This window comes from Haladaptatus ordinarius (genome assembly GCF_054177595.1).
This window is the reverse complement of the sequence record NZ_JBPEHH010000006.1, coordinates 63,475-86,204: the sequence shown is the minus strand read 5'-3', so window position 1 is coordinate 86,204 and position 22,730 is coordinate 63,475. Positions and strand designations below refer to the sequence as shown.

General features: G+C 57.6%; 28 protein-coding genes and 2 pseudogenes. 20 read left to right on the top strand and 10 right to left on the bottom strand.

Annotated elements, in window-relative coordinates; translation table 11 throughout:
- The first annotated feature begins 89 nt into the window (after window positions 1-89).
- Together ACR3FF_RS04250 and ACR3FF_RS04245 are read left to right on the top strand one after the other, a co-directional pair.
- Complete coding sequence (locus tag ACR3FF_RS04250) at window positions 90-581, top strand: DUF7995 family protein (RefSeq protein WP_458186336.1); 492 nt, start codon at window positions 90-92, stop codon at window positions 579-581.
- A gap of 6 nt (window positions 582-587) precedes the next feature.
- Window positions 588-953 (top strand): DUF7568 family protein, encoded by a 366-nt coding sequence (locus tag ACR3FF_RS04245; RefSeq protein ID WP_458186334.1) that lies wholly within the window; start codon window positions 588-590, stop codon window positions 951-953.
- 59 nt (window positions 954-1,012) lie between these two features.
- Here ACR3FF_RS04245 and ACR3FF_RS04240 read toward each other — a convergent pair.
- Window positions 1,013-1,187: pseudogene (locus tag ACR3FF_RS04240) on the bottom strand (RNA-guided endonuclease TnpB family protein); the annotation flags it as partial.
- A 41-nt stretch (window positions 1,188-1,228) separates the two neighbouring features.
- Window positions 1,229-1,516: an amphi-Trp domain-containing protein gene (locus ACR3FF_RS04235; RefSeq protein WP_458186333.1), complete on the bottom strand. Its 288-nt coding sequence runs from the start codon at window positions 1,514-1,516 to the stop codon at window positions 1,229-1,231.
- Window positions 1,517-1,845: 329 nt separating this feature from the next.
- Here ACR3FF_RS04235 and ACR3FF_RS04230 point away from each other — a divergent pair, with 329 nt between their 5' ends.
- Window positions 1,846-3,654 (top strand): SLC13 family permease, encoded by a 1,809-nt coding sequence (locus ACR3FF_RS04230; RefSeq protein WP_458186359.1) that lies wholly within the window; start codon window positions 1,846-1,848, stop codon window positions 3,652-3,654.
- 93 nt (window positions 3,655-3,747) lie between these two features.
- On the opposite strand, the gene ACR3FF_RS04225 is transcribed toward ACR3FF_RS04230, so the two are convergent.
- Window positions 3,748-3,957: a hypothetical protein gene (locus ACR3FF_RS04225; protein ID WP_458186331.1), complete on the bottom strand. Its 210-nt coding sequence runs from the start codon at window positions 3,955-3,957 to the stop codon at window positions 3,748-3,750.
- 66 nt (window positions 3,958-4,023) lie between these two features.
- Between ACR3FF_RS04225 and pyrH the strand changes: the two genes are divergently transcribed.
- The 4 genes from pyrH (at window position 4,024) to ACR3FF_RS04205 (ending at window position 6,862) form a co-directional block, all read left to right on the top strand.
- Entirely contained in the window at window positions 4,024-4,734 is a 711-nt protein-coding gene (gene pyrH / locus ACR3FF_RS04220) for a UMP kinase (protein ID WP_458186329.1), read from the top strand.
- Window positions 4,735-4,768: 34 nt separating this feature from the next.
- A complete protein-coding gene (locus ACR3FF_RS04215; protein WP_458186328.1) occupies window positions 4,769-5,008 on the top strand; it encodes a hypothetical protein in 240 nt (79 codons plus the stop codon).
- A 748-nt stretch (window positions 5,009-5,756) separates the two neighbouring features.
- Window positions 5,757-6,185, top strand: coding sequence for a DUF7539 family protein (locus ACR3FF_RS04210; RefSeq protein WP_458186327.1), 429 nt, complete (start codon window positions 5,757-5,759; stop codon window positions 6,183-6,185).
- 356 nt (window positions 6,186-6,541) lie between these two features.
- The gene (locus ACR3FF_RS04205; protein ID WP_458186325.1) at window positions 6,542-6,862 is read left to right on the top strand and encodes a DUF5789 family protein; all 321 of its coding nucleotides are present in this window, start codon (window positions 6,542-6,544) and stop codon (window positions 6,860-6,862) included.
- Between the two features lie 225 nt (window positions 6,863-7,087).
- Here the strand turns inward: ACR3FF_RS04205 and ACR3FF_RS04200 are convergent, their stop codons facing one another.
- Window positions 7,088-8,338 carry a magnesium transporter gene (locus ACR3FF_RS04200; protein ID WP_458186323.1) on the bottom strand — a complete coding sequence of 417 codons (1,251 nt, stop codon included), beginning with the start codon at window positions 8,336-8,338 and terminating at the stop codon, window positions 7,088-7,090.
- Window positions 8,339-8,461: 123 nt separating this feature from the next.
- On the opposite strand from ACR3FF_RS04200, the gene ACR3FF_RS04195 reads away from it, so the two are divergent.
- The gene (locus ACR3FF_RS04195; protein ID WP_458186321.1) at window positions 8,462-8,650 is read left to right on the top strand and encodes a hypothetical protein; all 189 of its coding nucleotides are present in this window, start codon (window positions 8,462-8,464) and stop codon (window positions 8,648-8,650) included.
- A 78-nt stretch (window positions 8,651-8,728) separates the two neighbouring features.
- Here ACR3FF_RS04195 and ACR3FF_RS04190 read toward each other — a convergent pair whose 3' ends face one another.
- From ACR3FF_RS04190 to ACR3FF_RS04175, 4 genes are all read right to left on the bottom strand, one after another.
- Window positions 8,729-9,943 carry a CBS domain-containing protein gene (locus tag ACR3FF_RS04190; RefSeq protein ID WP_458186319.1) on the bottom strand — a complete coding sequence of 405 codons (1,215 nt, stop codon included), beginning with the start codon at window positions 9,941-9,943 and terminating at the stop codon, window positions 8,729-8,731.
- A gap of 220 nt (window positions 9,944-10,163) precedes the next feature.
- Window positions 10,164-11,201, bottom strand: coding sequence for an AI-2E family transporter (locus tag ACR3FF_RS04185; RefSeq protein WP_458186318.1), 1,038 nt, complete (start codon window positions 11,199-11,201; stop codon window positions 10,164-10,166).
- Window positions 11,202-11,529: 328 nt separating this feature from the next.
- Window positions 11,530-11,937: a DUF7344 domain-containing protein gene (locus ACR3FF_RS04180; protein WP_458186316.1), complete on the bottom strand. Its 408-nt coding sequence runs from the start codon at window positions 11,935-11,937 to the stop codon at window positions 11,530-11,532.
- Between the two features lie 58 nt (window positions 11,938-11,995).
- Window positions 11,996-12,661, bottom strand: a complete 666-nt coding sequence (locus tag ACR3FF_RS04175; RefSeq protein WP_458186315.1) for a helix-turn-helix domain-containing protein — start codon at window positions 12,659-12,661, stop codon at window positions 11,996-11,998.
- 191 nt (window positions 12,662-12,852) lie between these two features.
- Between ACR3FF_RS04175 and ACR3FF_RS04170 the strand changes: the two genes are divergently transcribed.
- The 4 genes and pseudogenes from ACR3FF_RS04170 to ACR3FF_RS27405 all read left to right on the top strand — a co-directional run.
- Window positions 12,853-13,497, top strand: coding sequence for a helix-turn-helix domain-containing protein (locus tag ACR3FF_RS04170; protein ID WP_458186313.1), 645 nt, complete (start codon window positions 12,853-12,855; stop codon window positions 13,495-13,497).
- Between the two features lie 79 nt (window positions 13,498-13,576).
- Window positions 13,577-13,933, top strand: coding sequence for a HalOD1 output domain-containing protein (locus ACR3FF_RS04165; protein ID WP_458186311.1), 357 nt, complete (start codon window positions 13,577-13,579; stop codon window positions 13,931-13,933).
- Window positions 13,923-14,105, top strand: coding sequence for a hypothetical protein (locus ACR3FF_RS04160; RefSeq protein ID WP_458186310.1), 183 nt, complete (start codon window positions 13,923-13,925; stop codon window positions 14,103-14,105). Before ACR3FF_RS04165 ends, ACR3FF_RS04160 begins: the two co-directional genes overlap by 11 nt.
- Window positions 14,106-14,201: 96 nt before the next feature.
- Window positions 14,202-14,376: pseudogene (locus ACR3FF_RS27405) on the top strand (DUF7995 family protein); the annotation flags it as partial.
- Between the two features lie 102 nt (window positions 14,377-14,478).
- Here ACR3FF_RS27405 and ACR3FF_RS04155 read toward each other — a convergent pair.
- The gene (locus tag ACR3FF_RS04155; RefSeq protein ID WP_458186308.1) at window positions 14,479-14,820 is read right to left on the bottom strand and encodes a hypothetical protein; all 342 of its coding nucleotides are present in this window, start codon (window positions 14,818-14,820) and stop codon (window positions 14,479-14,481) included.
- A 350-nt stretch (window positions 14,821-15,170) separates the two neighbouring features.
- Entirely contained in the window at window positions 15,171-16,535 is a 1,365-nt protein-coding gene (locus ACR3FF_RS04150; protein WP_458186306.1) for a restriction endonuclease, read from the bottom strand.
- 122 nt (window positions 16,536-16,657) lie between these two features.
- Here ACR3FF_RS04150 and ACR3FF_RS04145 point away from each other — a divergent pair, with 122 nt between their 5' ends.
- The 8 genes from ACR3FF_RS04145 to ACR3FF_RS04110 all read left to right on the top strand — a co-directional run bounded on the left by ACR3FF_RS04145 (window position 16,658) and on the right by ACR3FF_RS04110 (window position 22,626).
- A complete protein-coding gene (locus tag ACR3FF_RS04145; protein WP_458186303.1) occupies window positions 16,658-17,062 on the top strand; it encodes a DUF6166 domain-containing protein in 405 nt (134 codons plus the stop codon).
- 19 nt (window positions 17,063-17,081) lie between these two features.
- A complete protein-coding gene (locus ACR3FF_RS04140) occupies window positions 17,082-17,360 on the top strand; it encodes a DUF7389 domain-containing protein (protein WP_458186302.1) in 279 nt (92 codons plus the stop codon).
- Between the two features lie 40 nt (window positions 17,361-17,400).
- Window positions 17,401-18,060: a helix-turn-helix domain-containing protein gene (locus tag ACR3FF_RS04135; RefSeq protein ID WP_458186301.1), complete on the top strand. Its 660-nt coding sequence runs from the start codon at window positions 17,401-17,403 to the stop codon at window positions 18,058-18,060.
- Window positions 18,061-18,145: 85 nt separating this feature from the next.
- Window positions 18,146-18,367 (top strand): DUF8129 domain-containing protein, encoded by a 222-nt coding sequence (locus tag ACR3FF_RS04130; RefSeq protein WP_458186300.1) that lies wholly within the window; start codon window positions 18,146-18,148, stop codon window positions 18,365-18,367.
- Between the two features lie 154 nt (window positions 18,368-18,521).
- Entirely contained in the window at window positions 18,522-19,937 is a 1,416-nt protein-coding gene (locus ACR3FF_RS04125; RefSeq protein ID WP_458186299.1) for an ATP-binding protein, read from the top strand.
- A gap of 82 nt (window positions 19,938-20,019) precedes the next feature.
- Window positions 20,020-20,439, top strand: a complete 420-nt coding sequence (locus ACR3FF_RS04120) for a hypothetical protein (protein ID WP_458186298.1) — start codon at window positions 20,020-20,022, stop codon at window positions 20,437-20,439.
- Between the two features lie 176 nt (window positions 20,440-20,615).
- On the top strand, window positions 20,616-21,617 hold the full coding sequence (locus ACR3FF_RS04115) for a DUF6610 family protein (protein WP_458186296.1): 1,002 nt from the start codon (window positions 20,616-20,618) through the stop codon (window positions 21,615-21,617).
- Window positions 21,618-21,699: 82 nt separating this feature from the next.
- Window positions 21,700-22,626 carry a M78 family metallopeptidase domain-containing protein gene (locus ACR3FF_RS04110; protein WP_458186294.1) on the top strand — a complete coding sequence of 309 codons (927 nt, stop codon included), beginning with the start codon at window positions 21,700-21,702 and terminating at the stop codon, window positions 22,624-22,626.
- Window positions 22,627-22,730: the final 104 nt, after the last annotated feature.

Here is a 22,730-nt window from a genome sequence, read left to right as displayed (position 1 = left end):
TGGTTTTTGTGCGCCGGCGATGGGTGCCGGCGCAGCACGGGGTGAGCGAACGATGTGCCCCGGTGCGTCGGCGCTTCGAGGTGTTCGAGATGCACATGGTAATTTACGCGCTGGTAGAGGCATCGACAGAAAACGAAGCGCTATCCACCGGAAAGGCGGTGTTCGAGCGATTGGTCGGCGCCGATCCACACGCCTGCGCTGTGTTTGACTACTTCGTCACCTTCGACGACGAGGACACAACCGTTGCGGGCAAAGCGCGATGGGGCGATCTCCCGATTGCGGCGACCGTTGATTCCGAGAAAGGACAAGAACTGCTTGATCGTGGTTGGGAAGCAACGAAAGCGGAGTTCGAGCGGAATCTCGACCAAGTGAGAGAGGCACTTAACGAGCTCTCCAGCGAGGAGATCATGCGCGATGAGAACCTTGCTCGGCACGCGTTCCACCAGGTCGGCGCGTACGACGGACCGACAATCTTCCTCTACAACGAGTACGCGAACGGCATCCGGCATCGCGAGCAGTTGGATCGACTCCTCGAGGAAAGTGAGGATCTTTGGATCGTGCCCGCGGACGTCCACTTCTGATCGACTATGCCTCGAATCACTAACTGGCGACGGGAGAGCCGGACGCCCACACTCAAGTACCGGAACGCTGAGACCGGAGCGAGAGCGGTTCTACACAGAACTCCAGACTCGTACGCCTACAAGTGGCGTGGGGCGATCCTCGCCGACGGGTACCCCGTCTGGTCGCGGGGGTACGAGACAAAAGACGCGAAATCGTTCCGTGAAGAGCTCCGCGAACGGCCAGCGCCCGAACTGAGTTGTCCCGAGTGTCCGAACGACGACGTCCTCGTCGGTGAGAAAGCAGCTGACGGCGCGAAAGTACAGCGCTGGTTCGACTGTCACGACTGCGGGTATGAAGCGCCCTCGCGAATCGTATACGGCGCCGAGCGCTGATTGGCATCCTCCTCGCCCTGAAGGGCGAGGATTCCCGACCACCGTTGGGATATCGTGGTTTACGACGTGGCCTGTTCTTGCGGTGCAAAGTATCCGCTCTCTAAATCGAACAGGTACGCCGATGGCTGTGCCAACCAGCAAGAATTCCTATCTCCCATCAGAGGCAAAACTCGGAGATACTTTCTGCCGAATGTCCTTAGCATCAGTCACATCCGCGTTCGCCACCATTCCGCAAAATGCGCCCTGAAACCGGCGTATCTGGACACGCGAATCGATCACTCGATCTCCAACTGGCCACCCCCACCGTCCTCCCCATTACCATTCTCGTCCCATTCGAGTTCGAACTCGATACTCAGTTCACCGGGGCCGTCCGTCGGCCCCTCGCGTTCGGCTTTGACCTCAAACGTCGGACGGGCTGGCGGCTCCATCGTCACGGACTCGGAACCGGATTTCAGCGTGACCGCCTCTCCTTGGTCGAGTTTGTCAGCGACACTACGAAGATACGACGCGATTTCTTCTCGGGTCTGGGCGCTCTCGGAGTTGAACAGGACTTCTTCAGGCATACTGTGATACTTCATCGCCTGCACGGATAAGTCCACCCACAGGTTTACTCACTCCGCTGCACAGCCATTATGAGTTGGCTCTTCGGAAGCCACTCGTCGGAAAACGGAAAAAGATCGTAAAGTCGAATAGTGAGGCCTTTCTGGTGAGTGTTTCGCGTTCTACCGGAGGCTCGAATATGCGGCCCGTTTCTCTGGCAGGGGTACCACTCAGCCACCCAATTAGAGATTATACCAGTTCTTTTCCGTCGGTGGCATCTTCTCTTAGTATGTCCTTCTCTTCAGTTTCTCTGGCAGTCCAAGGTCTGGCCTCGACGCCAGTAACGGCCGAGATGCTCGTCGTCTTCGCACTCATTCTCCTCGCACTCGTTCTCTTTGCGACCGAATGGTTCCCGATCGACGTCACCGCCATCCTGTTGATGGTCCTGTTGATGGTGCTCGAACCGTGGACACAAATCTCCCCGCGTGAGGGCATTTCGGGATTCGCCAATCCCGCCACGATAACCGTCCTTGCGATGCTTATCCTGAGTACGGGAATCAATCGAACCGGCATCGTGCAGTTGGTCGGCCGGAAGATGGCTGCGTTCGCGGGAACCGATCGGCGCAAGCAACTTGCCGCGACGGTCGGTGTCTCCGGACCGATCTCAGGGTTCATCAACAATACGCCAGTCGTCGCAATTCTGGTTCCGGTCATCAACGACCTCGCCCACAACGGGAAGACCTCACCGTCGAAGCTGCTCATCCCACTGTCGTTCGCCTCGATGCTCGGCGGGACGCTCACGCTCATCGGGACGTCGACGAACATTCTCGCAAGTGACATCGCAGCCCAGCTCGGTGCGGAATCGCCCGAACTTGGGTTGCACGCGTTCGGAATGTTCGAGTTCACCAAACTCGGTGTGATCGTCTTTGCGGTCGGCGCGGTGTACCTCATGACGGTCGGTGTTCGACTCCTTCCCGAACGAATCCCGGCCGACGAGGACCTCGTCGAGGAGTACGCCATCCAGGAGTACCTCGCAGACGTCGTCGTTCCGGCGAATTCGTCGTTGATCGGGCAGACGGTCGGGGAGGCTCTGGGCGATGACGAACTCGACATCGACGTGTTACAGCTGATCCGATACGGCGAGCGGTTTTCCGAACCGCTCGCTCGCAAGGAGATCCGCGAGAGCGACACACTCCGGCTCAGGACGAACCGGGAGACGCTCGAACGCATCATTGACACGGAAGGGCTCACACTGTCGGGAAGTCCCCGAAGCGAAGATGAACTCCAGCCGGACGAGGAGGAACCCGTCCTCGTCGAGATCGTTATCCCGTCGGGGTCGTTCCTCGTCGGCGAGACCCTCGCGAGTTCGACGTTCCGACAGCGCTACGACGCGAACGTCCTCGCCTTTCGAACTCGTGGCGACGTCGTCCGAGACCGGTTCGAGGACGTCCGTATCAGAGTCGGTGACACGCTCCTGGTGCAGGCACCGCCGGACAGTCTCACCCGCCTCGTCGAGAACGAGGACTTCATCGTCGCCCATGAGTTCGACGAGGTGACCTACCGGAGCGAGAAGATCCCCTTCGCAGTGGGCATCATCGCCGGTGTCGTCGCGCTCCCGGCACTGAACATCCTGCCGATTGTCGTTTCTGCATTAGCAGGGGTCGTGGCAATGGTCTTCACCGGCGTCCTGAAACCGACTGAACTCTACTCCTCCGTCGAGTGGAACGTGATCTTCCTGCTCGCCGGCGTCATCCCTCTCGGTATTGCACTGCAACAGACAGGGGCGGCGGCGCTGCTGGGCAATGCTGTCGCCTCGACTGCGGCGTTCTTGCCAGCGATCGGTGTCCTGTGGGTGTTCTATGTTGCGACTGGACTGTTGACGAGCGTCATCAGTAACAACGCGAGCGTCGTGTTGATGATCCCAGTAGCTGCCAGTGCGGCCCAGTCGATCGGCGCGAACGCGTTCGCGTTCGTCCTCGCCGTGACCTTCGCCGCCTCGACGGCGTTCATGACGCCCGTGGGGTACCAGACGAATCTCTTCGTCTACGGGCCCGGTGGCTACACGTTCTCGGACTTCCTTCGCGTCGGCGCGCCGTTACAGTTCCTGCTCTCGATCGTAACGGTCCTCGGGATTGCGTTCTTCTGGGGTGTCCGTGTTTGACGCGGATGTGCTGACTCAGCAGTAAAAGACGACCCCTGAGCGGTCGTGAATTCCGTTGACGCTGGTTCCAGCACGTTCTCTTGACCGTGTGATCTATTCGTCCATCGTGAAGTTCGGGTCGGTCATCTTCACTGTATAGACACGTTTTCTGGGGATGTACGTGTACTTGTCATCGCCGTGGTGAATCTGCCAGTGGTCCTCTCGATAGCTCCGTTTCTCATCGTTGATCTCTTCCGAAATGGTGTCGTCCATACCTTGATAGACAATCGCTGCCATGAACGAGAGTGGGCGGACTACGTCCATAATGTGGCGAGTCATCAAGGGGTGCTAGATTGTTGTTTGACGCTGTCCTACAGTCTAGAGACCATCATGCGCATCGTACTCTCACTCGGCGGGAACATCCTCGTGCCAACGCTTGACCCAGAGCAGTTTCGAGAGTACGCAGCCGTCATCACAACACTCGCCGAGGAGCACGACGTCTGTGTCGTCACCGGGGGCGGGTCTCCTGCGCGTGAATTTATCGATGTGGGACGAGCTCTCTGTGCGAACGAGCTCGAGTTGGATCACCTCGGCATTGGGGTTACTCGGCTAAATGCCCGACTTCTCATCGCGGCAATTGGCGACGACGCCGTCTTGACGCCATCAAAAGATTACGAAGCGGCGGGCAGAGCGCTCCGCTGCGGCGACATCGTCGTCATGGGTGGAACAGCACCCGGTCAAACTACTGACGCGGTGAGCGCACTCCTTGCTGAGTACGTCAACGCAGAACTTCTGATCTATGCGACGAACGTGCCTGGCGTCCATAGCGCAGATCCTCACACTCACCCAGACGCAGAACCATTCGACGAGTTACGGGCGAGCCAACTCATTACCCTCATCCTCGATATGGACAGTACTGCAGGGAGTAGTGTACCGATCGACCTTCTCGCCGCGAAGATGATCCAACGTGCACACTGCGAAACAGTGGTTATCGATGGAACCGATCCTGAGTGCATCCTCACCGCTGTTCGAACCGGCGAGTTCGAGGGGACGAGAATCATCTTGGACGGCGACGATGACACGACCCCCGCTGAACCATGACGGCTGTTAACCTCGTGGAGACCGACATCCGAGTATGTCTCGTTACGAAGCGTCCTTCGAGATAGACTCAAAGACCGATTCGTATGCCGCTCGACGCATCCTGGAGCAAGTATACGATACGATTCGAGAAGAGTCATTGAGCGGCCGGGAGGACTCAACAGACACAAGCGAACTCCTCGAATCGTTCGAAACGCTCCGAGATGCAACGAAACGTCCAACAGCAGGCAAACTGACGATCACCTACGAACAATACGACGATGCATTCGAGAACTGAGCTCGCAGAACAGCCGTCATCAGGAGAGACACGCAACCTCAGTCTGCAGTCCGCCAGCGTCCCCCAAGTTCCTCACGTTCGAAGTCGTCATATTTTCCATCGCGAAATACTGTCATATGACCGTTCTCTTCGCTCAGCGTAACACTGGCAAGGACCTCTTCTCGGAGGGACACTTCTAACGCGCTGAGATGTTTGGTTCCCATCCAATCGGCAGAGGCGATGGGTGGCTCTTCGTCCACTTCAGTAATGTTTGGAGTCCGAACGCGAACCATTTGTTCTTGGATCGTCCGATCCGCAGCAATAACGACTGCCCCATCGCGGTTGAATGCCACGTTGCGGGCTGCGTCGATGAACTCATTGGATGAAATGGCGACTGATCGACACTGGTCGACGGGCCACGTGTTGTCTCCCAGCGGATCGGTGTATCTACCGAAATCGATGTCAGCGACGACAATAAAATAGAGACTCGACCCGGTTACATATGGTTCGTCCCACCGGTTGAATGAGAGACTTAAACTCTCCGTGGTATATCTGAGGATGTCGACAGTTTCTGGGATTGTGGCATACTCCGCTTGGCCGCCGTTGGATTCTATGATAATTCACTCACCGAGTTGTTCGATTTATGTGGAGAATCCGCTTGAACGCTCTGCCCGTAATAGAGGCTACTATAGTACACCGCGGCCACTGACACACCTACCATCGTAGACGTTGTGCAAACGTTCATTCGCCTTGCTCCCCTTCTAGAACCATGGCCGAGTTTCCAGACGAACGACAACTCGTTCTTCGGGCGCGTTCCCAGTTGGACCAGTGGACGAGAAGTGCCCGAATGGAGGCGTACGCTGAACTGTTCGAGGGTGACGATCGCCTCCTCTCCTCAGAAGAGGTGCAACTGCTCGATGCGATCGACTCCGAACTGGAACGGGAGGGCGGCGATGGTGTCTGGGGAACCGACCAGTATGGAATTCACACGGCAGGGACCTCAAGTTCGGATACCTCACTCGGAGTGGTCTGTGTGTACCACCCACAGATCACCAAAGATTCCGTCCTTCGCGGAGCCGACGATCTCGACGACGAGACCGAAGAGCGACTTAACGCAGCACTCTGGCAGTATAGCGAGCGCGTCGCGACGCTCATCGAAGAGCAACTCCACGAGTTCGCCCGTCAAACGCAGAGTTAGGCCCCGGCACAGGTTTAGGTTCTCATTGACAGGTAGTTGGTTTACACGATAGCCTCTTCTTTCCACAAGTTGGAAGAGAAACGACTGCTCGAATGGCACTCGTAACTTACTCGTTCACTGGCTGTTCGCCTGCATATGCGTCGAACTACCCGTTCACAGCGTGCTCGAGCACTCTAATTGTACACCCATAATTCATCAACTGGCACCGTCGGCCGCTTTTCATTGAGATCGTTCATCTCCATTGGCGAAGGCCATTGAGGATGTTCGATAAACTGCTACCCATACGAGATGTCCCCGCTGTGTTCCCGCCGACGAGCGTCCACACAGTTATCCGAACCGGACGCCTAGTAGAAAGGATGCCAGACGACAAACAGAGCCGAGACGATGAACAGCGACAGCAGCCAGAGCGAGAGGTAGAAGAGGTACGTGACCGCACCCATGAAGACCGAGCAATGAGCGGTGACCCTGGTGAGCGACTTGGTGATCTCGATGAAGCACTCGAAACCCAGGGTTATCCCATCACGACGGATGAATTGGTCGAGGCCTATGGCGACTACGAAATCGAATCACAGGGAGGGACGGAATCCCTAGGGGAAGTGCTCGCTTCCACCGATAACCAAACGTACGACTCTGCTGATGATGTTCGAAGTCGAATACTGGGACTGATACATCGGTAACGAATCGGCTCGCAATGTGCAGAATTCTATTCTGGTAGTTCGTTGGTGAGGGTGGGCGTGTTGATACTTTTGTCTACTCTGTTTGCGCCCTTCCGAGCTCTTTTTGGTCGTGTGCGGTCTCCACGGAGTACCAGAGTGTCATCGTCTCAGGAGGAGTTCATGTGCCGATTCCCACTTGCATAGGTGCTAGACCACCGGTACGAACTAATATCACTAATAGTCAGTTCAGAGAAGAACAACCTGGGCCAGTCCGAGAAATATGAAGAATCCGAGGACGTCAGTTGCGGTCGTGATGAAGATGGTCGCAGAGGTTGCCGGATCGTAGCCAAGCCGGTCCAGTAGGAGCGGGACGAGTGCGCCGAAGAACCCGGCGATGACGAGGTTCAGGACCATCGCGATGCCGATGACTAGTCCCAACAGCGGGCTCTGGTTAAACAGGGTGGCGATGACGGCCACGATACTACCGGTAATCACACCGTTTGCACCCCCCGCAAGCACCTCGTTGCCGATGGCGCGTCTCCCAGTTCGAAGCGAGATTTGCTCTAGTGCGATTCCGCGCACCGTCACGGCCATCGACTGCGTGCCGGCGTTCCCACCCATTCCGGCGACGACCGGCATGTAGATCGCCAGCAGCGTCAACGCCGCGATCGTGTCTTCGAATAATCCGACAGTCGCCGCCGCGAGAAAGGCAGTCCCGAGGTTGATGATGAGCCACTTGTACCGCCGGCGAACCTTCTCGAAGGCGCCATCGAGAACGCTCTCCTGCTCGTCGACACCAGTGAACTCATAGAGCGTCTGGCCGGCCTCTTCCTCAATAGCCTGTAAGAGGTCGTCCGCATAGATGACTCCGAGAATGCTGTCGTCTTCGTCGAGGACGACGATTTTACTCTGAGGATTGGCCCTGAACACCTCGATGACCTCCGAGTCGGGCTGTTTGTATCGAACCGTGGGAGCGGGGCGAAGATACTCGGTGATGACCGCCGACCCGTGGCCAACCAGGGCCAGGGTATGGCCAGGTAACTCCCCCAACACCTCGTCGCCATCGGTGACGAAGACGGTCGGGAAGCGTCCCGTTCGGGCCTCGTGGCGTCGGACGAGCCGTGCTACCTCCTCGAACTCCCGGTCCTTGTCGACGGTGACGTAGTCGAGATCCATCATACCGGCCGCGCTGTCCGGACTGAACTTCAAGAGAAACTCGATCCGCTCCCTTCGGTCGGTATCGAGCTGACTGAGCACGGCTTCCTGAGTGTCCTCGTCGAGTAATCCAACCACGTCGGTCGCATCGTCGGGATCAAGTCGGCGGACGAATCGCCGTACCTCCTGACGATCCATGTCATCGAGTACGTCTCGCTGGATCGACTCGGGTAGCTGGAAGAATACGACTCGTTGTCGTGTCCACGGTAGTGCCTGGAACTCCGCACTTGGTGTCTCCGAGGCAGCTATCTGCTGTTGGACATCGATCGTGAATTCTTGCATACGATTACCCAGTCTCGCATCGCATGAATTTCGGGAATCGACGTGACGTATACGAATCCGGAATGTCTGAATCGATATTAAGTGAGAGGCTGCACATAGCCCTTCCTACCGCCGAGATCGCTCGTGTTCTGGGGCAAGGTTGAGAAACACGTCGTTCTCCGCGCCACACCGTGGGCAAGTATGTACGAAGTGGAGACCATCCTCATCACGTTTTTCGATGCGCCATTCCGACCGGGCGCGGGCGACGTTTCCACACTCTTTGCAGCGTTTAGGATGATCCTGGAGGTACGTCTGCATGAAGTCGATGAATGACTGCGTTCCATGGCGGTGCGTCGACATCGTTCGTTCATTCGGGGGGTAGTCGTATCAGCGTGTTCACCCCCATTGGCACTATTTGCCCCCGAGCCACCAGCCGTAGAGCTGTGCCTGCTCGTCAGTGTCTGAATGCTTCTTCGACTGGCCGTAGGTCTTCCCTTTGAGCAGCTGGCGTTCGACCGCGTTCGCGGCGAGTCGAAGTGCGTGAGAGGCACCGTATCCCTCGCCATCGGCCGTGAAGTAGCCGCGGTCGGTGACCAGTCGGATTCGTGCGAGCACCAGTGGCACTCCCCGACTTTGCTCCTTGTGCTCCTGCAGTTCGATGCTGGCCTTGATCACGCTCATCTCGCCGTACTTTGAGGTCATACTCTCGATCAGCGCGGAGACATCATCGTAGTCCATCCCCTCCAATAGGTCGAGGCCGAACACCTGCACGGCGTTCCGGTCGTCACGCTCCCAGGTGAGCGCCTCGATGACGTCCGTCTTTGTGATGATACCGACCGGGTTGTCGGTGTCATCGGCCATGACGACGAGCGAGGAGATCTCCTGTTCGAACATCGTCTCAACGACCTCGTCGAGCGGTGCGCTCCGCTCGACCGTCGAAGCTGCGTCGGACATCAGGTTCCGTACCGGCAGGTCGAGCATCCGGTCGGCATCGCCCTCTCGCGCGCCGAACCCGCCACGGTTCTGCCCCCCGCCACCGCGGCCACCGAAACCACTCGACGAACCGCCCTGGCTCTTGCTGCCGCCCCGCGTCGTGAATTCGATAACGTCATGCAGACTCAGCATACCCACAAGGTCCTCGCCGTCGACGACCGGGAGATGGGCGATGCCCGCTTCTCGGAGCATATTGAGCGCTTTCCCGATCGTGGTTTCGGGCGTCGCACTGATCAATTCCGCCGTGTAGGCGTCGTCCACGGTCGCCGCGTCAAGAAACGGACGGACGGCCTCGAGGACCGCATCGCCGGTCACCACCCCGATGACCCGGTCGTCGGCGTCGAGTACGGGGAGCGTTTTGGCGTCGCTGCCAATCATGAGCCGCGCGACCTCGCGGACGTCCTCGGTGCGGTCGACCGTCGGAACGTGCTGTACCTGTGAGCCGACCTTCGCAGACGGCTGGTTAGACGAGGAAGCCAGCTGTCGACGACTGACGACACCGCGATACTCGTCGCCGTCCGTCACGACGACGGCATCGAGTTCCTGGTTCTCGAACGCCCCGGCGACCTTCGAAAGCGGTGTGCCGATGTCGAACTCCGTGAACTTCGTCGAAAGGATCTCGGAGATATCCATGGTGTAACTCTCTACTAGGAGGGGCGCTGGACGGTTATGCCTGTCCCACCCCTGTTCTTGCAGCCGGAGTGCTATCCAGTGAAGAGACGTCGACGTGAGAGAAACTGGTTATCCTGTAACAGCAAGATAATCCCGCCGTTTACGGTGAGTGAGGATGTCATGAATGGGGACGTATCGATTCTCACACCACGGTGAAAATGGATGACGGAGACGGTTGCAATTAGTCGGTGATCGGTTGCGCGTTCTCCCGGGCAAACAGGTCGAGTATGATTTTCGCACCCCCGAGGACCACGGGGCCGATGAACAGGCCAATCGCTCCAAATACGACGAGTCCGCCGAAAATTCCCACCACGATGGTCGCCGCATTGATCGCCCCGCTTCGACCGATGATTACTGGCCGAAGGTAGACGTCGGAGACGCTAATTATCGAACCATACACCAGTATCGCACTCGCTGCCACGGGCCGTCCGACCAGCAGAAGATAGACCGAAACCGGCACCCAGATACCGAACGCGCCGATTAGTGGTAGCAGCGTGAGGATGAAGGTCGCGACGGTCAGGAAGACGACCCCGGACATACCAACGAGCGCTAGTCCAATCCCCAACAGCACGGCCTGGATGCCCGCGACAGCGACGTTACCCACGACGGAAGCCCACATGAGGTGGTCGAGTTCTACGAACAGTTCTCGCTGTACACGATCGTCGACGGGGACAACCGATTCCAGCCACGCGACGAACCGGTCGCCGTCGCGTAACAGTGCGAAGAGGACGAAGCCTGTCACGGTGAGCCCAATCAGCACGCCCGGGAGGCCGCCGATAACGGATAGTGTGCCAGTGGCGAGTCGCTGCGCGGTCTGCGCAATCGGTTCTTGATAGGTCGCGTACAACAGGTCGAGGTCGACGACGAATCCGATGGTTTCGAGTTGGCCCTGGATACGGTCGGGGCTGAATGCTCCCTCCTGGATTGCGGTGAGGAGCGCCAGGCCCTGCTGAAATGCGATAGCGAGGATGTATACAACTGGAATGAAAAATGCGACCACCGACATTGCGATAGTGGCGACCGCTGCCGTCGCCGAGCTCAGCCGTTGCTCAAGTCTCCGTTGGACGGGTGCAAGAACGTATGCGAGCACAATCGCGAGCAAGACGTATTGCAAATACGTGAAGACGAGCAGTACGGCAAGCGCCGTGCTTACCACTGCGAAGATCGTTAGTGCATTTCTGTCCGAAGACTGCTGTGGCGACCCGCTCTTTTTAGCCATGTACTCCTTTAAAGGGCCGTTCTTTATTGTTTCCGTGCCCGTGTCCCCACTGTTTCTGTCCCTGAAGGGGCCAGACAGATTTCTCGATGATGGGTCTGAGATTTCCGGATGGACATGCCTAGATTTGAGAATCTATGTAAATGATATGAACAGCATAGTGAATCAAGAGTTGGCGGAAAGTCAAGAAACACGATCCCAAACTGACCAGACTGAGTCGCATCGGCTCGGTGAATGGATCTACTCTTCATCACTTGTCGAGAAATACCAACAGATCCGATAAGTGCTGGATTTGAAAATAGAGCTACTCATCTGCAATCACACCCGCTTTTCACTCGTGGACGACGTGCGGTTCGACCAGGGTCAGGAGATCTCGTTCCAATTCACCACCAACAAACTGGACGTTCCCCGTTTCAGCCTCGTAGTCGATTATCCGTGCCTCCTCCAGTTTTGGAAGATGGGTATGGTGAAGTGCGATTCGGACGCGTTGTCGGTGTTCGTCTGACTCCAGGTTCGCATCTTCGTCCCGAACCCGGTCTGCAACGCGATCTACGAGCACATCGTATTCCAGTGTCTTCTCAGAAGCGTTGTCCAACGCGTTGAGGGTGGCGCGTCGGTGTTCGTTCGCTACTGCTGACAGAATCGTATCGGGGGAGAGCGATTTCTCACTCCCCGAAGAACCAGTACCCTCATCAATTGACTGTATATCACGTGTCCCCAGCTCTCGACTCTCATCCATACTCACATAGCGTAGGCCCATCTGCCTGGCTCTGTCCCATGGTGTATAATGGAAACAGTCAGTCCATTTCCGCTGCTGACTCGGGCGTGAGAAGTGCGTACCTCCCGAACGTCCCTATGGCACGACGCAGTCGCTCCGTCACTGCTTGATCGGAAATCCCGAGCTCGACAGCTAACTCCGCGGTCGTACAGCCTCGCGGAATGTCGTAGTATCCCCTTCGAATGGCAAGCGTCAACGCTTCTCGTTGGGGCTCACTCATGCCGTACCACGGACCGGCCTCAGGGTCCGTCGGGTTGTATATACGGGTTAGCTCCAGGGAGATGTGCGCGGCCTCACAACAGTCCTGGCACTGACTCAATGCTTCGCGGTCTGAGAACCGTATCTCGAAATTCCACCCTTCCGACGATCCAGTCGCACCCAGTATCTGCCCGTCGTGTTCCAAGATGCACTGAAAAAGGTGGTCCTGGCTCGCATCCCAGTCGAGCCTGATTAGCGTCCTGTCGTCGAACACGTCCATCTCTGTGACGCTGTTGACAGTTGGATAGCGTTCGACGGCCTCGAGAAAGCCGTTTTCGACCGGTTCGTAGACCCAGAAGAGCGGCACGGTCACGTCCCCACTCGGGACGAGCGTTTCCAGTTCGATGGCCGAGGCTTGCTCTAGACTGAGGATTTGTCCGAGTTCAAAATCGTCGGATGGGATGCGAACCTCCGTTATCACACTCATACTCGCTTGTAGGACTAGATTGCTCGGTCGTACAAAAGGAGAAGACATGGTGCACCATGGCCGCCCTGGTGCCAGAGGGACACCCCGCTCGCAGCGCACACCATCTCGGCCATCAACGATGCGTTGACTCGTCTCGAAGCCATGGCTCACCACCCATATCGGTTATTCGTCTGCCAGACGAAGGCTTCCGCATGGCGACTGTGATGGAGTTTACGAGTCCGGCAGCGGAGTTTCCGCTGGGGAGTGTGTTCGAGAATTTGCCGAGTGTGACAATCGAACTGGAGCGACTGATTCCACACGAGACGCTGATTATTCCGTACTTCTGGGTACGCGGTGCAGAAGCGGAGGACATCGAAGCTGCGTTCGAACAACACGCCGGCGTGAGCAATATCCGACTGGTCGATAGCGTCGAAGACGAGTATCTCATGCGTGCCGAGTGGGAGCAAGAGTACTTCGGCATCCTGAGTGCGCTTGCCAAGGCCAACGTCGTCGTGCTCTCCGGGATTGGAACGAAAGAGGAATGGCGGTTCGAGGTGCGCGGTGAGAGTCAGGAGACACTCGCTGAGTTTCGAGAGTACTGCCAGGAAAACGACATCCCGATAGCGATCACCGCCGTCCACGCCGTGCTTCCGATCCAGGGAGAGGGCTACGAGTTGACCGAGACCCAACGCGAGGCACTGGTACTAGCCTACGAACGGGGCTACTTCGACTCCCCACGCGAGGCGTCGCTCGAAGAGATTGCCGACGAGCTCGGTATCACCCAGCAGTCACTATCGTCACGACTCCGTCGGGGACATCGACGCCTCATTGGAGCGACACTCAGCAGTTCGTCGTGACCGTTCGGTTATTCCTCTTAAACCTGCTGTATTATCAGTACCTCTGTTGAACCGACTCAGACGGCTAGAATCAGGCTAGATGGAGGAGAAGATATCTGGGGTTGGAGTCGAAGCGGTTGAGTACGCTCAGGAATCTGGGACTGTTCGCACCCAGTTCGATCAAGCGAGGACACCTGCGAGTATGGCTGTTATCGCAACGCTGGCAGATGTAAGAGACACTGATCCGGTTGATCTGACCCCGCTCCATTCCACTGTTGACCCCGAAGAGTTAGATTTGCTCGTCCGAGTTCGCAACGGGGCGAACGGAGATACCCACGTTACGTTCACGCACGAGGGGCACGCGATAACCGTACACAGCTACGGTGTGGTCGCCATCACACCAGAACACGAGCTCACAGCGGAAAATACGAAAGGGGCGAGGGAAGATGACGTCTGAAGAGGCCTCGCTTACGTCGAAGGAGGAATTGAACGCGGAGTTGAAAGCACTCCTTCGCAGGGCATACGAGAGTGGAATCGATGTGGAAGGTGGATTTGAATGCCGGAATGGGGTCGAACATCCTGACTGGGACGTGATCGTCACGGAAGTCGAAAAGAACGAGCATTCGTAGTGACCAGCTTAGATAGCCCGGGGCGATAGCAGTTTACATCCTCCCCTGTCTGAAGGCTGCCTCGAATCTTCCATATAGATCTGTGAGGGGTAACCTCCCCCCGCAGTCCCTGTCGACTCTGACGACGGCCAAGACCTGCTCGACCGTGGGGTGGAAAGCGACGACAGAGGAATTCAATCCCAATCTCGAGCGGGTGAAGGAAGCCCTCGACGAACTCTCCGACGACGAGGTCATGCGCGATGAGGATCTCGCCCGCCACGCGTTCCACCAAACGATGCGGACCGGGTCGCACAGGTGTACTGGTATTCGGACGGCTACCCGGAGAGCGTTCTTCGCGATCTCGCGCAGCTGAAGGAGGAAGATTGGCCGATTGCTACTGAGAGCCACGAATCCGCCGTTGGGCTCGAGAATCCAGTATCTCCTGTGCATAGAGTGAATCCTCTCGGTCGCTTTCTGCGACCCATTCAAACGCTTGGCGAGTGATTTGTTTCATCAGTATCTCACCATTTTCGATTTTCCAGCCGAACGGTTCTTTGGGGTCTAATCCTCGCTCTCGAAGTATTTCACCGTCCACACGCAGAGCCATTACGAGGTCGTCCCCGTATTCAGCTGCTTGTTTCGGGCACAGTACCAAGTTATCGAGGAATTCATCGCTGTTCGGCTTGGGGGTCACCCACTCTACGGTCCACTCATCTTCGACCTGATTGGTAGCCATACCTGTAGAATAGTCGTTGCTCGATAAAACGGACAGGAAACACAGGTTCGTATTAGAATGAGGAGTGGGCGTTCAGAGCAGATTGAGGCACCGTAACGTCGGAGAGCAATATCAATTTTATACGGTAAGTTCGATTGGTTTAGTATGGATTACGTGGATGAGCCGCCGGAAACGGAGAATCCTGTGGTGGTGATCAGGGTAACAGCGAAGTGTACACTCTGCGAAACCGCTGAGCGGTGTGACTCACCCGGCGAAGCGAAAGAGTGGGCGAGAGAGCATCAACATCCTCGGGACTTTATTGAATACCGTCGGACCTGGGCCGAGCGGTGAGCGATTCGACACCTCGGTACTTAGATTACACCTCTGAGTGCGAGGGTGCCAAGCAGTAGTACAACCACAGTAACTACCCCACCAGCCGTGAGGAGCTTATTCTCCATCACCTTCTCGTGGATCGGCATCGCGGCGTACTTCGCGCGGAACGCCTCAAGGTTCTGTTCGTCGTAGAAAAACTTCGTCTTCAGCGCGAACCGTTCCGTCACCGCACAGCCCGTACAGATCGGCTTGCCTTCCAGCCGCTCCGTTTTGGTGTGACTGTTGCAGGCGATGGCCCCGCAGTTCGGACAGTAGGTGTACGTCTCGTCAACGCCGCTGGTCTCACAATGGACGCACCGATGGATCCCGTCCTCGGCGGTCACTCGGGAGGGGCCCGCCGCGTAGTACTCGTAGGGGTAGGTGTACTCCTGGATGTCGGTGGTGTGCCGAACCTCGGGAAGGTACACCGGCTCAATCGACTGCACTGAGATGTCCGAGCGATTCGGCTCGCAGCTTTTGTTGTACGTGACGTTGTTGTCACCGGTATAGGTCACCGTCGTCGTGTGGTGCTGCTGGAGGCGGTCGACGGCCCATTCCTTGTACTCGGTCTGGGTCTGGCCGAACCGGTTCTCCCCGACGTCGTCGAATACCTCCGCGAACTGCTCGGTATCGAGGTCGACCGTCGCGTGGAGGTTCTCGGTGACCAGCGTCGCGACGTCCTCGTCGACGACCTGCAGCTGTCCGAGCTCGGCGTGGGCGACGAATCGGGTCCGGTCGTTGATCCGGTGGATGACGCCTACCGACGTCTCGAAGACGGCGTTCGTGTCCGCGGTGACCGCGACCACCGGGCGGAACGTCACCGATGAGTGCGGTTCTGGGAGGTCGGCGGCCTCGATGTTCTCGATGTCGCGGAACGCCTCCGTGACTGGCGCGTCGACGTCGGCGGCCGGGTCGTACGGGCGTAGGGTTTCTTCGCAGAGAATCTCGATGCGACCGTTGTAGAGGTCGAGGCCGATCTTGTCGGCGATCTCCCGGAGGTCCTCGCCGTCGAGCAACTCGATTGGGTGTGGGTCGTCGTTCTGCTGGAGGCGCTGGGCGTACTCCTTGGCAGGATTCGTAAACCGGCCGGTCGTCACGACCATCCCGCGTTTCGGGCCGTCGAAGTCGAACGTCGCGATCGCCGAGTGGAGCTTCTGAACGACCGGCCGCCCGACCGTCCCCGTGTGCTTGCACTCGACGATGGTCGCGCGCCGGGTGCCGTCGACGACCTCCTCCATGATGACGTCGCGACCCTCGTCGGCGGTTCGGTCGGCCTGACGGACGTTCTCGTATCCGAGATTGCGAAAGACGTCTTCTATCACGTCCTCGAACTCGAACCCTGAGAGATCGTCCAGTACAGCCATCCCGAATTATGGGGACAGTACGTTGCAACTGCCAAATACGTTGCCGAACGCAGCCCCGTTCTGTTTTTGAACCCCCGAGAGGGGTGCGGGGGTGATCGAACGAGCCTCCCGCGAACCAACCTATGAGTGGAATCAGCGACCCACGCTCGCACGTACAGTCACGGACCTCGGATGATCCCGACGTCATCTACGTCGGTTACCGTCGTCGAGGGCGCGCCATCGTCGAGAACCAATCGGACCAAGAACAGCTCACGCCAGAGCGGAGTCTGGAGGTGGCGAATCACAGTCCTTCGGGCTTCGAATGGGGATATGGTGGCAGCGGGCCGGCCCAACTCGCACTCGCCCTTCTGCTCGATTACACTGACGATGAGGAGGTGGCGCTTGCGGAGTACAAGGCGTTCAAGACCGAAGTGGTGAGCCAGCTAGAGTGTACAGGACCTGACGGCTGCTGGCGACTCACCGGCCGAGAGATAGATGCAGCCCTTCGTGAGATAGTCGACGATCCAGTCGCACTGTCCGTCAACTAACGATCACAGAGAGCAATCTATGTCAGAACACACCCAGCAGCCTCGTAAGAGCGCAGAATCGCCGCAGAACCGTGAGCGTCAGGCACCAACCGAGTACGTCGAGCGAAGCGATGTCGGCGTCTCACTCACCGTCAAACTCACTCGCGGTACTGGCACCCGCGATCAGGACAAGATTACGGCCAAGGTGAAGGGTAAGACGCTCGAAGACGCCCGCGAGGACATGGAAACCCTCCGCGAGTATATCCACGACCTCGCTGAGGACACTCGCCAGATCCAGCCAGCCGACCCACACGAATAGTACTTCTTTAGACCGTTGCACAGAATTGTGCAACTATAGGATGTACGAAGTGTGCGGTGAGAAGGAACTCAAAGTCATCCTCGCACTCGACTCAGGTGATTCCATTTCCGGTGTCGCGCGGAAGATCGACGAGAACCGGGAGACGATCCGTCGCGTCGTGAACCGGCTTGAACGGGCAGATTACGTCACGTACGATGATGGCCTCCAGCTCGTCGATCAAACAATCCGAGACGCCGGTCTCGAGTTCCTGACGGCGTCAGCAAACATCTCACCGCCATCCATAACGGAGGCGTATGTCCTCCCGCAGTTCGCGGGGATGGAGTATGCATACACTGGCATCGATGCGGTCTACGTCTGGACCCGTGGTGGCTACCAGGTCGCTCGCGACCCAGAGGACTATCCGCTGTTCATCGCCGTCCACGAGCCCGACCTCGACGCCTGGACGGCGTTCTTCGATCGATTCGGAATCCCGACTGCGGAAGAACGCCTGCCCGCTGCCGACCTCGATAGTGCGATACAGGTGGTACTCAAGCCGCGGCCACAGATCGAGGCCGAGATGGTCGACGGACGGCCCGTCATCCCACTCAAAGAAACCGTGGCGTTCGCAAACGAGCACTACGCGCACTTCCAGTCGGCGCTCGACATGCTCGGCCGCATGTACGACAGCGTCGACACTGACGCGAACTACCGTCCAAACTGACTTGGAGTTCTGACAAGGGTTTCTTTGACCGGGAGTGGCCTGGCCGCTGTTTATCGTCGCCTCCAGAAAGCGGAGGCGAACAAAAATGAGCGACCCGTCGAATCTATCCGTCGAATCAGACGGTCTCACACCGGAACAGCGTCTTGAACCACCAAACACCCGACTCATCAACGCTGGTATCGCGACTATTCATAACATGGAGACACTCCGAGCCTGCGTCGCCTACGAGAACGTGAATCAGCAGCGCGTCCAGATCCTCCGCCGGCTTGAACAGCGGGCCAGCGAAATCCGCTCACAGGACGGCTGACGGAACATTTTGGGGAGGTCTGTCAGAGCCTTAGTAGATGAAGAATCGAATGATTGATCTGCCGTATTAGGGAGCAGAATATTATAGTTCAGACTATTATAGTCTGGTTCCTAACTTCGGAGCACATATGTATCTCCCGCCACGACCTGGAGGTATGGACCAGTTCGTCAATCGTATCGATGAACTCGATCGGTTGCAGACCCTCTATGAGAGTGGCACTGCAGAACTCGCAATCATCTATGGGCGCCGCCAGATCGGCAAGAGCGAACTTGTCCGCCAATCGATTGCCGACCACGACGATGCCGTGTACTATCAGGCAGTCCAAGGGACAGCGACGACACAGCTCAGGCGATTCGTCGAGGCAGCAGCGTCGACCTATCCAGACATCACGGCCGTCAAAGAGGAATGGGAACCCCTCTTAACGTACCTCACCGACAGAGACGCAGTCATCGTCATCGACGAATTCCCGTACCTCATCGAATCGAACGAGGGACTTCCCTCGGTCATTCAACACCTGTGGGATACAGCTGTCGACGAGAGTCAGGCAACGCTCGTACTCACAGGCTCTGCAATCGGCATGATTCATACCCACGTCCTTGATGGCGGTGCGCCACTCTACGGGCGGGTGTCCCAGACACCGAATGGCCGCCTCGAACTCACCCAGCTGCCGTTTCGCTCCATCCAAGAGTTCGTGCCGACGTACGATCCCGAAGAACGGGTGTTCGTCTATGGCGTCTTCGGCGGCACACCCCGGTATCTCAGCCCGCTCGAACCATCACAGAGCCTCGGAGAGAACATCACGCGGCTGCTGTGCGACCCGGATGGCCCACTCCACGACGAGCCCGAAACCGTCCTCCAGATGGAGCTCAACGAGGTGAACACGTATTTTTCGGTTCTGGAGTCGATGGCCAGCGGGAACCGCAGTCGAAACGAGATCGCTCAGGGAGCCGGCATCGAGAGCACCAACACGTCGTACTACTTCGACCGGCTGGAAACCCTCCAGATCATCGAGAAACATCATCCGGCACTCGCCGATCCGGCGCGCAGCAAGCGGACTCGATACAAGATTCGAGATCCCGTATTCCGGTTTTATTTCCGGTATCTCTACGGCCGCGGGGGGCAGTACGAACTCTACGGCGAGAACGCCTACGCGGATCTCATCGAACCGGAATTGCCCGACTTCGTCAGCGAAACGTTCGAATCACTCTGTCATCAGGCGGTCCCGGCGCTCTATGCAGACTACCAGCTCACACAGGTGCCAAGCCAGTGGTGGTACAAGGGCCAGGAGGTAGATGTCGTCGCACCAACTGACGACTCAACGCTGATCGCAGGCGAAGCGAAATTTACCAACACTCCCCTCGGCTATGACGTGCTTGCGGACCTCGAAGACGACGTGGAGCAAATCGATTGGACACCCACCGGAGGTGGTGAGCCGACGTATGAATTCGCCTTGTTCAGCCGCTCTGGGTTCAAACGCTCCGTCGAGGAAGCTGCAGACGAGCGTGATGATCTCCGGCTATTCGATCTCTCCGATATCGTTGCCACTCTCGAGAGTGGAACCACCCATTAACGCCGGAGGGTAACAGCTGGGGATAGTTTTTCTCCCCCAAAGGGGTGCAGGGGAATCAAACGTACCCCCAGAGGCGAACCAAATGAAAGAAACCAACAAGACGTCAGCGTATCGAATAACGATCACTCTCGATAGCGCCGAGCTCCCCGTCGACGAGCAAGTCCGCAACGCGCTTCTCACCGAGTTCCGTTCACGAGTCGGCCATCTCGTCGAAGGGCTTCGTGGCATCGACGCTGAGCAAGATGACATCGACATCAGTACGGGCTACCGGTATGCGCAAGTTCCGGCGACGTGCCCACTCTGTAGCGAGCGGCTCGATCTCCAGAGCGTCCATCTCGATACAGAGAACGGAGCCCTGGCTAGTGCGGTGTGTTCGAGCGAGGAGTGTAGCTGGAGCGGTGATGCAGTCTATCGAATCATCGACCTCGAGGGCAGCGAAAGCGACGCCTTCGAGAGTAGTGTACTGACCGGGGATATCGCTCCGAGCTACCACCCGTACTGAACAGAGATCTGCGAGGAGTCCCTGCTGAGCCGACAACGTAGCAGCCCTACAGGGAACCAGCCCGATTAACCAACATGACTCATCCGGTAACAACCGGTGTTGGTTAACAGCTAGCCGCCGGGAGCAGTTTTTCTCCCCCAGGAGGGGGCGCGGTGCGAGTTCCGCGTTGATTCATCATGGCACTCACAGCGAAGACAACCAGCAACGCAGCCAGTGAAATTGCAGCTGCTCGGCAGGCCGATCAAATAGCGTTCCTCCATCGAGTACCGTTCGCATTTGACGCTCTCGGACTCGGTTTTCTCACTGGATTTCGGGAGGACTGTACCTACCAACAGCAGCAGTTCAAACCGCTCGAATTGCCTGTCGGGATGCTCGATAACGATTTTCGAAATCCAGACCTTGATCGGTACGTCGAGCGCTTTTTCGAGCACGAGCCCCAGGTCGGGGTGATTGGTGATGCCTACGGCGTCGACGAGGTGGACCGATACGTCGTTGCTGCTCGCGAGATCAAAGGAAGCTACCCAGAATCGGACCTCGTCATCGTCCCCAAATGCCGTGGCGCGATTCACGCGATCCCTGATGACCTCGTCGTCGGGTACTCCCGGGGGTACGCCGACCGACTCGCTCACGAGTTCTCAGAGCCGAGCGATTGGCGTGGTCGTCGTGTCCACATACTTGGAGGAAGTCCGCCAAAACAACTGGACGTCATTAAGCAGCTCACCCGTCCCACGCTGACTGGAGACCCACCCGCAGATATCGTCGGTCTTGACTGGAATGGTCTTCACCGTGGCGCACAGTTCGGCGAATTCTGGACAGCTGGTGGCTGGGACGACAGTGGTCGCGACGCCGAGCACATGACGATCCGAAAAACGGTCCGATGTAGTCTCGCGAAGGTTCGAGAATTCTGGCAGGCACGAGGCGTATGGCCCGAATCGACAACGAAGGAAGACAGCATCGAGTTCGAGTATCGCGGCCCGTCACCGAGTGATATCGAAGGTGCAGCGTGTACTGAGTGCGATGTGAACGTTTGGACGACTGAACGAGGTCCCTTCGTAGCAGAGTACGATACGGGAGAGATCTGTGGATACTGTAGCTACGACTGCTACTTCACGCATCGGCAGCAGAACCAGCTCGAAGAGCTAGTCGGCGAACAAAGCGTTTACTTCCCGCCAGCCTGAGCAGCGAGCTGTTTTTTGCGCCCCGAAGGGGTGCGGCGCGATCTGAATCGGCGCAGTTGCGATAATTCAAGTTCTGAAAACCATGGCTACGAGTAGTGATTCGTCGGTCTCGTTCGAGGAGACCGAGACCCGACACGACGAGATGCACAGTACTATCGAAGAGTGGATCGACGACCTCGTCGACCACGTCGACGATGCACAAGCAAGTGAGGAGTTCCAAGAGTGGCTGGAGGTCCAGAGTCGGTTCCACGACTATTCGCACCGAAACACGCTCCTCATCAAGCTCCAGTGTCCCGAGGCAACGAAGGTCGCAGGCTACAACACATGGCGGAACGACTTCGAACGGCACGTCCAGGAAGGCGAACAGGCCATCTGGATCTGGGCACCAATCATCACCAAGCGATGTCCCGAGTGTGAGAATTCGCCCAGCTACCACGAGAACATCGGTTGTGAGTACGACGAAACGTCGCCGGATGACTGGTCGAAAGGCCTCGTCGGGTTCAAACCAGCACCAGTCTTCGACGTGTCACAGACGGAAGGAGAACCGCTTCCCGAACTGGAGACGGCGGCGACGGGCGACGCCAACGACCTAGTGCCAGCGCTCAAAGATGCAGCTGATGAACTCGGTGTGACGGTTCGCATCGTCGATGCCGATGACTGGGAGCATGGCGACGCGAAAGGGGTCTGTAAGTATCGGAGCCTACACGACTTTCAGCCAGTCGTCGAGGCGAGGGCTCGGTCGAACCAAGCAGATCTCGCGGTCACGCTGATTCACGAGTACGCCCATGCGCTGCTCCACTTCGATATCGAAGATGAACCCGAACGGGCAAAACGCGAGGTCGAAGCAGAAGCCGTCGCGTACATAGTCGGTCGGTATTTCGGACTCGACACGAATGGCTCAGCGTTCTATCTCGCTGCATGGCAGGGCGATGATCCGGAGGCGATTCAAGAGCGTCTCGGTCGAATCAGTTCCACCGCTCAGGAGATTATTCGATCACTCGGGGAGTGACGCTTCGGCTAACCTCCGAGCAGCACTCACAGTCGAAACTAATCGAGTGAAGACCCTGGTGCGTTGAAAGCCGGTTTTTCACGCCGTCGAAGGGCGACGGCGTG

Excerpts from the sequence above, each read along its gene's own strand:
- ACR3FF_RS04250 (WP_458186336.1), top strand. The coding sequence starts at position 90 with ATGCACATGGTAATTTACGCGCTGGTAGAGGCATCGACAGAAAACGAA.
- ACR3FF_RS04245 (WP_458186334.1), top strand. The coding sequence starts at position 588 with ATGCCTCGAATCACTAACTGGCGACGGGAGAGCCGGACGCCCACACTC.
- ACR3FF_RS04235 (WP_458186333.1), bottom strand. The coding sequence starts at position 1,516 with ATGCCTGAAGAAGTCCTGTTCAACTCCGAGAGCGCCCAGACCCGAGAA.
- ACR3FF_RS04230 (WP_458186359.1), top strand. The coding sequence starts at position 1,846 with ATGCTCGTCGTCTTCGCACTCATTCTCCTCGCACTCGTTCTCTTTGCG.
- ACR3FF_RS04225 (WP_458186331.1), bottom strand. The coding sequence starts at position 3,957 with ATGGACGTAGTCCGCCCACTCTCGTTCATGGCAGCGATTGTCTATCAA.
- pyrH (WP_458186329.1), top strand. The coding sequence starts at position 4,024 with ATGCGCATCGTACTCTCACTCGGCGGGAACATCCTCGTGCCAACGCTT.
- ACR3FF_RS04215 (WP_458186328.1), top strand. The coding sequence starts at position 4,769 with ATGTCTCGTTACGAAGCGTCCTTCGAGATAGACTCAAAGACCGATTCG.
- ACR3FF_RS04210 (WP_458186327.1), top strand. The coding sequence starts at position 5,757 with ATGGCCGAGTTTCCAGACGAACGACAACTCGTTCTTCGGGCGCGTTCC.
- ACR3FF_RS04205 (WP_458186325.1), top strand. The coding sequence starts at position 6,542 with ATGCCAGACGACAAACAGAGCCGAGACGATGAACAGCGACAGCAGCCA.
- ACR3FF_RS04200 (WP_458186323.1), bottom strand. The coding sequence starts at position 8,338 with ATGCAAGAATTCACGATCGATGTCCAACAGCAGATAGCTGCCTCGGAG.
- ACR3FF_RS04190 (WP_458186319.1), bottom strand. The coding sequence starts at position 9,943 with ATGGATATCTCCGAGATCCTTTCGACGAAGTTCACGGAGTTCGACATC.
- ACR3FF_RS04185 (WP_458186318.1), bottom strand. The coding sequence starts at position 11,201 with ATGGCTAAAAAGAGCGGGTCGCCACAGCAGTCTTCGGACAGAAATGCA.
- ACR3FF_RS04180 (WP_458186316.1), bottom strand. The coding sequence starts at position 11,937 with ATGGATGAGAGTCGAGAGCTGGGGACACGTGATATACAGTCAATTGAT.
- ACR3FF_RS04175 (WP_458186315.1), bottom strand. The coding sequence starts at position 12,661 with ATGAGTGTGATAACGGAGGTTCGCATCCCATCCGACGATTTTGAACTC.
- ACR3FF_RS04170 (WP_458186313.1), top strand. The coding sequence starts at position 12,853 with ATGGCGACTGTGATGGAGTTTACGAGTCCGGCAGCGGAGTTTCCGCTG.
- ACR3FF_RS04165 (WP_458186311.1), top strand. The coding sequence starts at position 13,577 with ATGGAGGAGAAGATATCTGGGGTTGGAGTCGAAGCGGTTGAGTACGCT.
- ACR3FF_RS04160 (WP_458186310.1), top strand. The coding sequence starts at position 13,923 with ATGACGTCTGAAGAGGCCTCGCTTACGTCGAAGGAGGAATTGAACGCG.
- ACR3FF_RS04155 (WP_458186308.1), bottom strand. The coding sequence starts at position 14,820 with ATGGCTACCAATCAGGTCGAAGATGAGTGGACCGTAGAGTGGGTGACC.
- ACR3FF_RS04150 (WP_458186306.1), bottom strand. The coding sequence starts at position 16,535 with ATGGCTGTACTGGACGATCTCTCAGGGTTCGAGTTCGAGGACGTGATA.
- ACR3FF_RS04145 (WP_458186303.1), top strand. The coding sequence starts at position 16,658 with ATGAGTGGAATCAGCGACCCACGCTCGCACGTACAGTCACGGACCTCG.
- ACR3FF_RS04140 (WP_458186302.1), top strand. The coding sequence starts at position 17,082 with ATGTCAGAACACACCCAGCAGCCTCGTAAGAGCGCAGAATCGCCGCAG.
- ACR3FF_RS04135 (WP_458186301.1), top strand. The coding sequence starts at position 17,401 with ATGTACGAAGTGTGCGGTGAGAAGGAACTCAAAGTCATCCTCGCACTC.
- ACR3FF_RS04130 (WP_458186300.1), top strand. The coding sequence starts at position 18,146 with ATGAGCGACCCGTCGAATCTATCCGTCGAATCAGACGGTCTCACACCG.
- ACR3FF_RS04125 (WP_458186299.1), top strand. The coding sequence starts at position 18,522 with ATGGACCAGTTCGTCAATCGTATCGATGAACTCGATCGGTTGCAGACC.
- ACR3FF_RS04120 (WP_458186298.1), top strand. The coding sequence starts at position 20,020 with ATGAAAGAAACCAACAAGACGTCAGCGTATCGAATAACGATCACTCTC.
- ACR3FF_RS04115 (WP_458186296.1), top strand. The coding sequence starts at position 20,616 with ATGGCACTCACAGCGAAGACAACCAGCAACGCAGCCAGTGAAATTGCA.
- ACR3FF_RS04110 (WP_458186294.1), top strand. The coding sequence starts at position 21,700 with ATGGCTACGAGTAGTGATTCGTCGGTCTCGTTCGAGGAGACCGAGACC.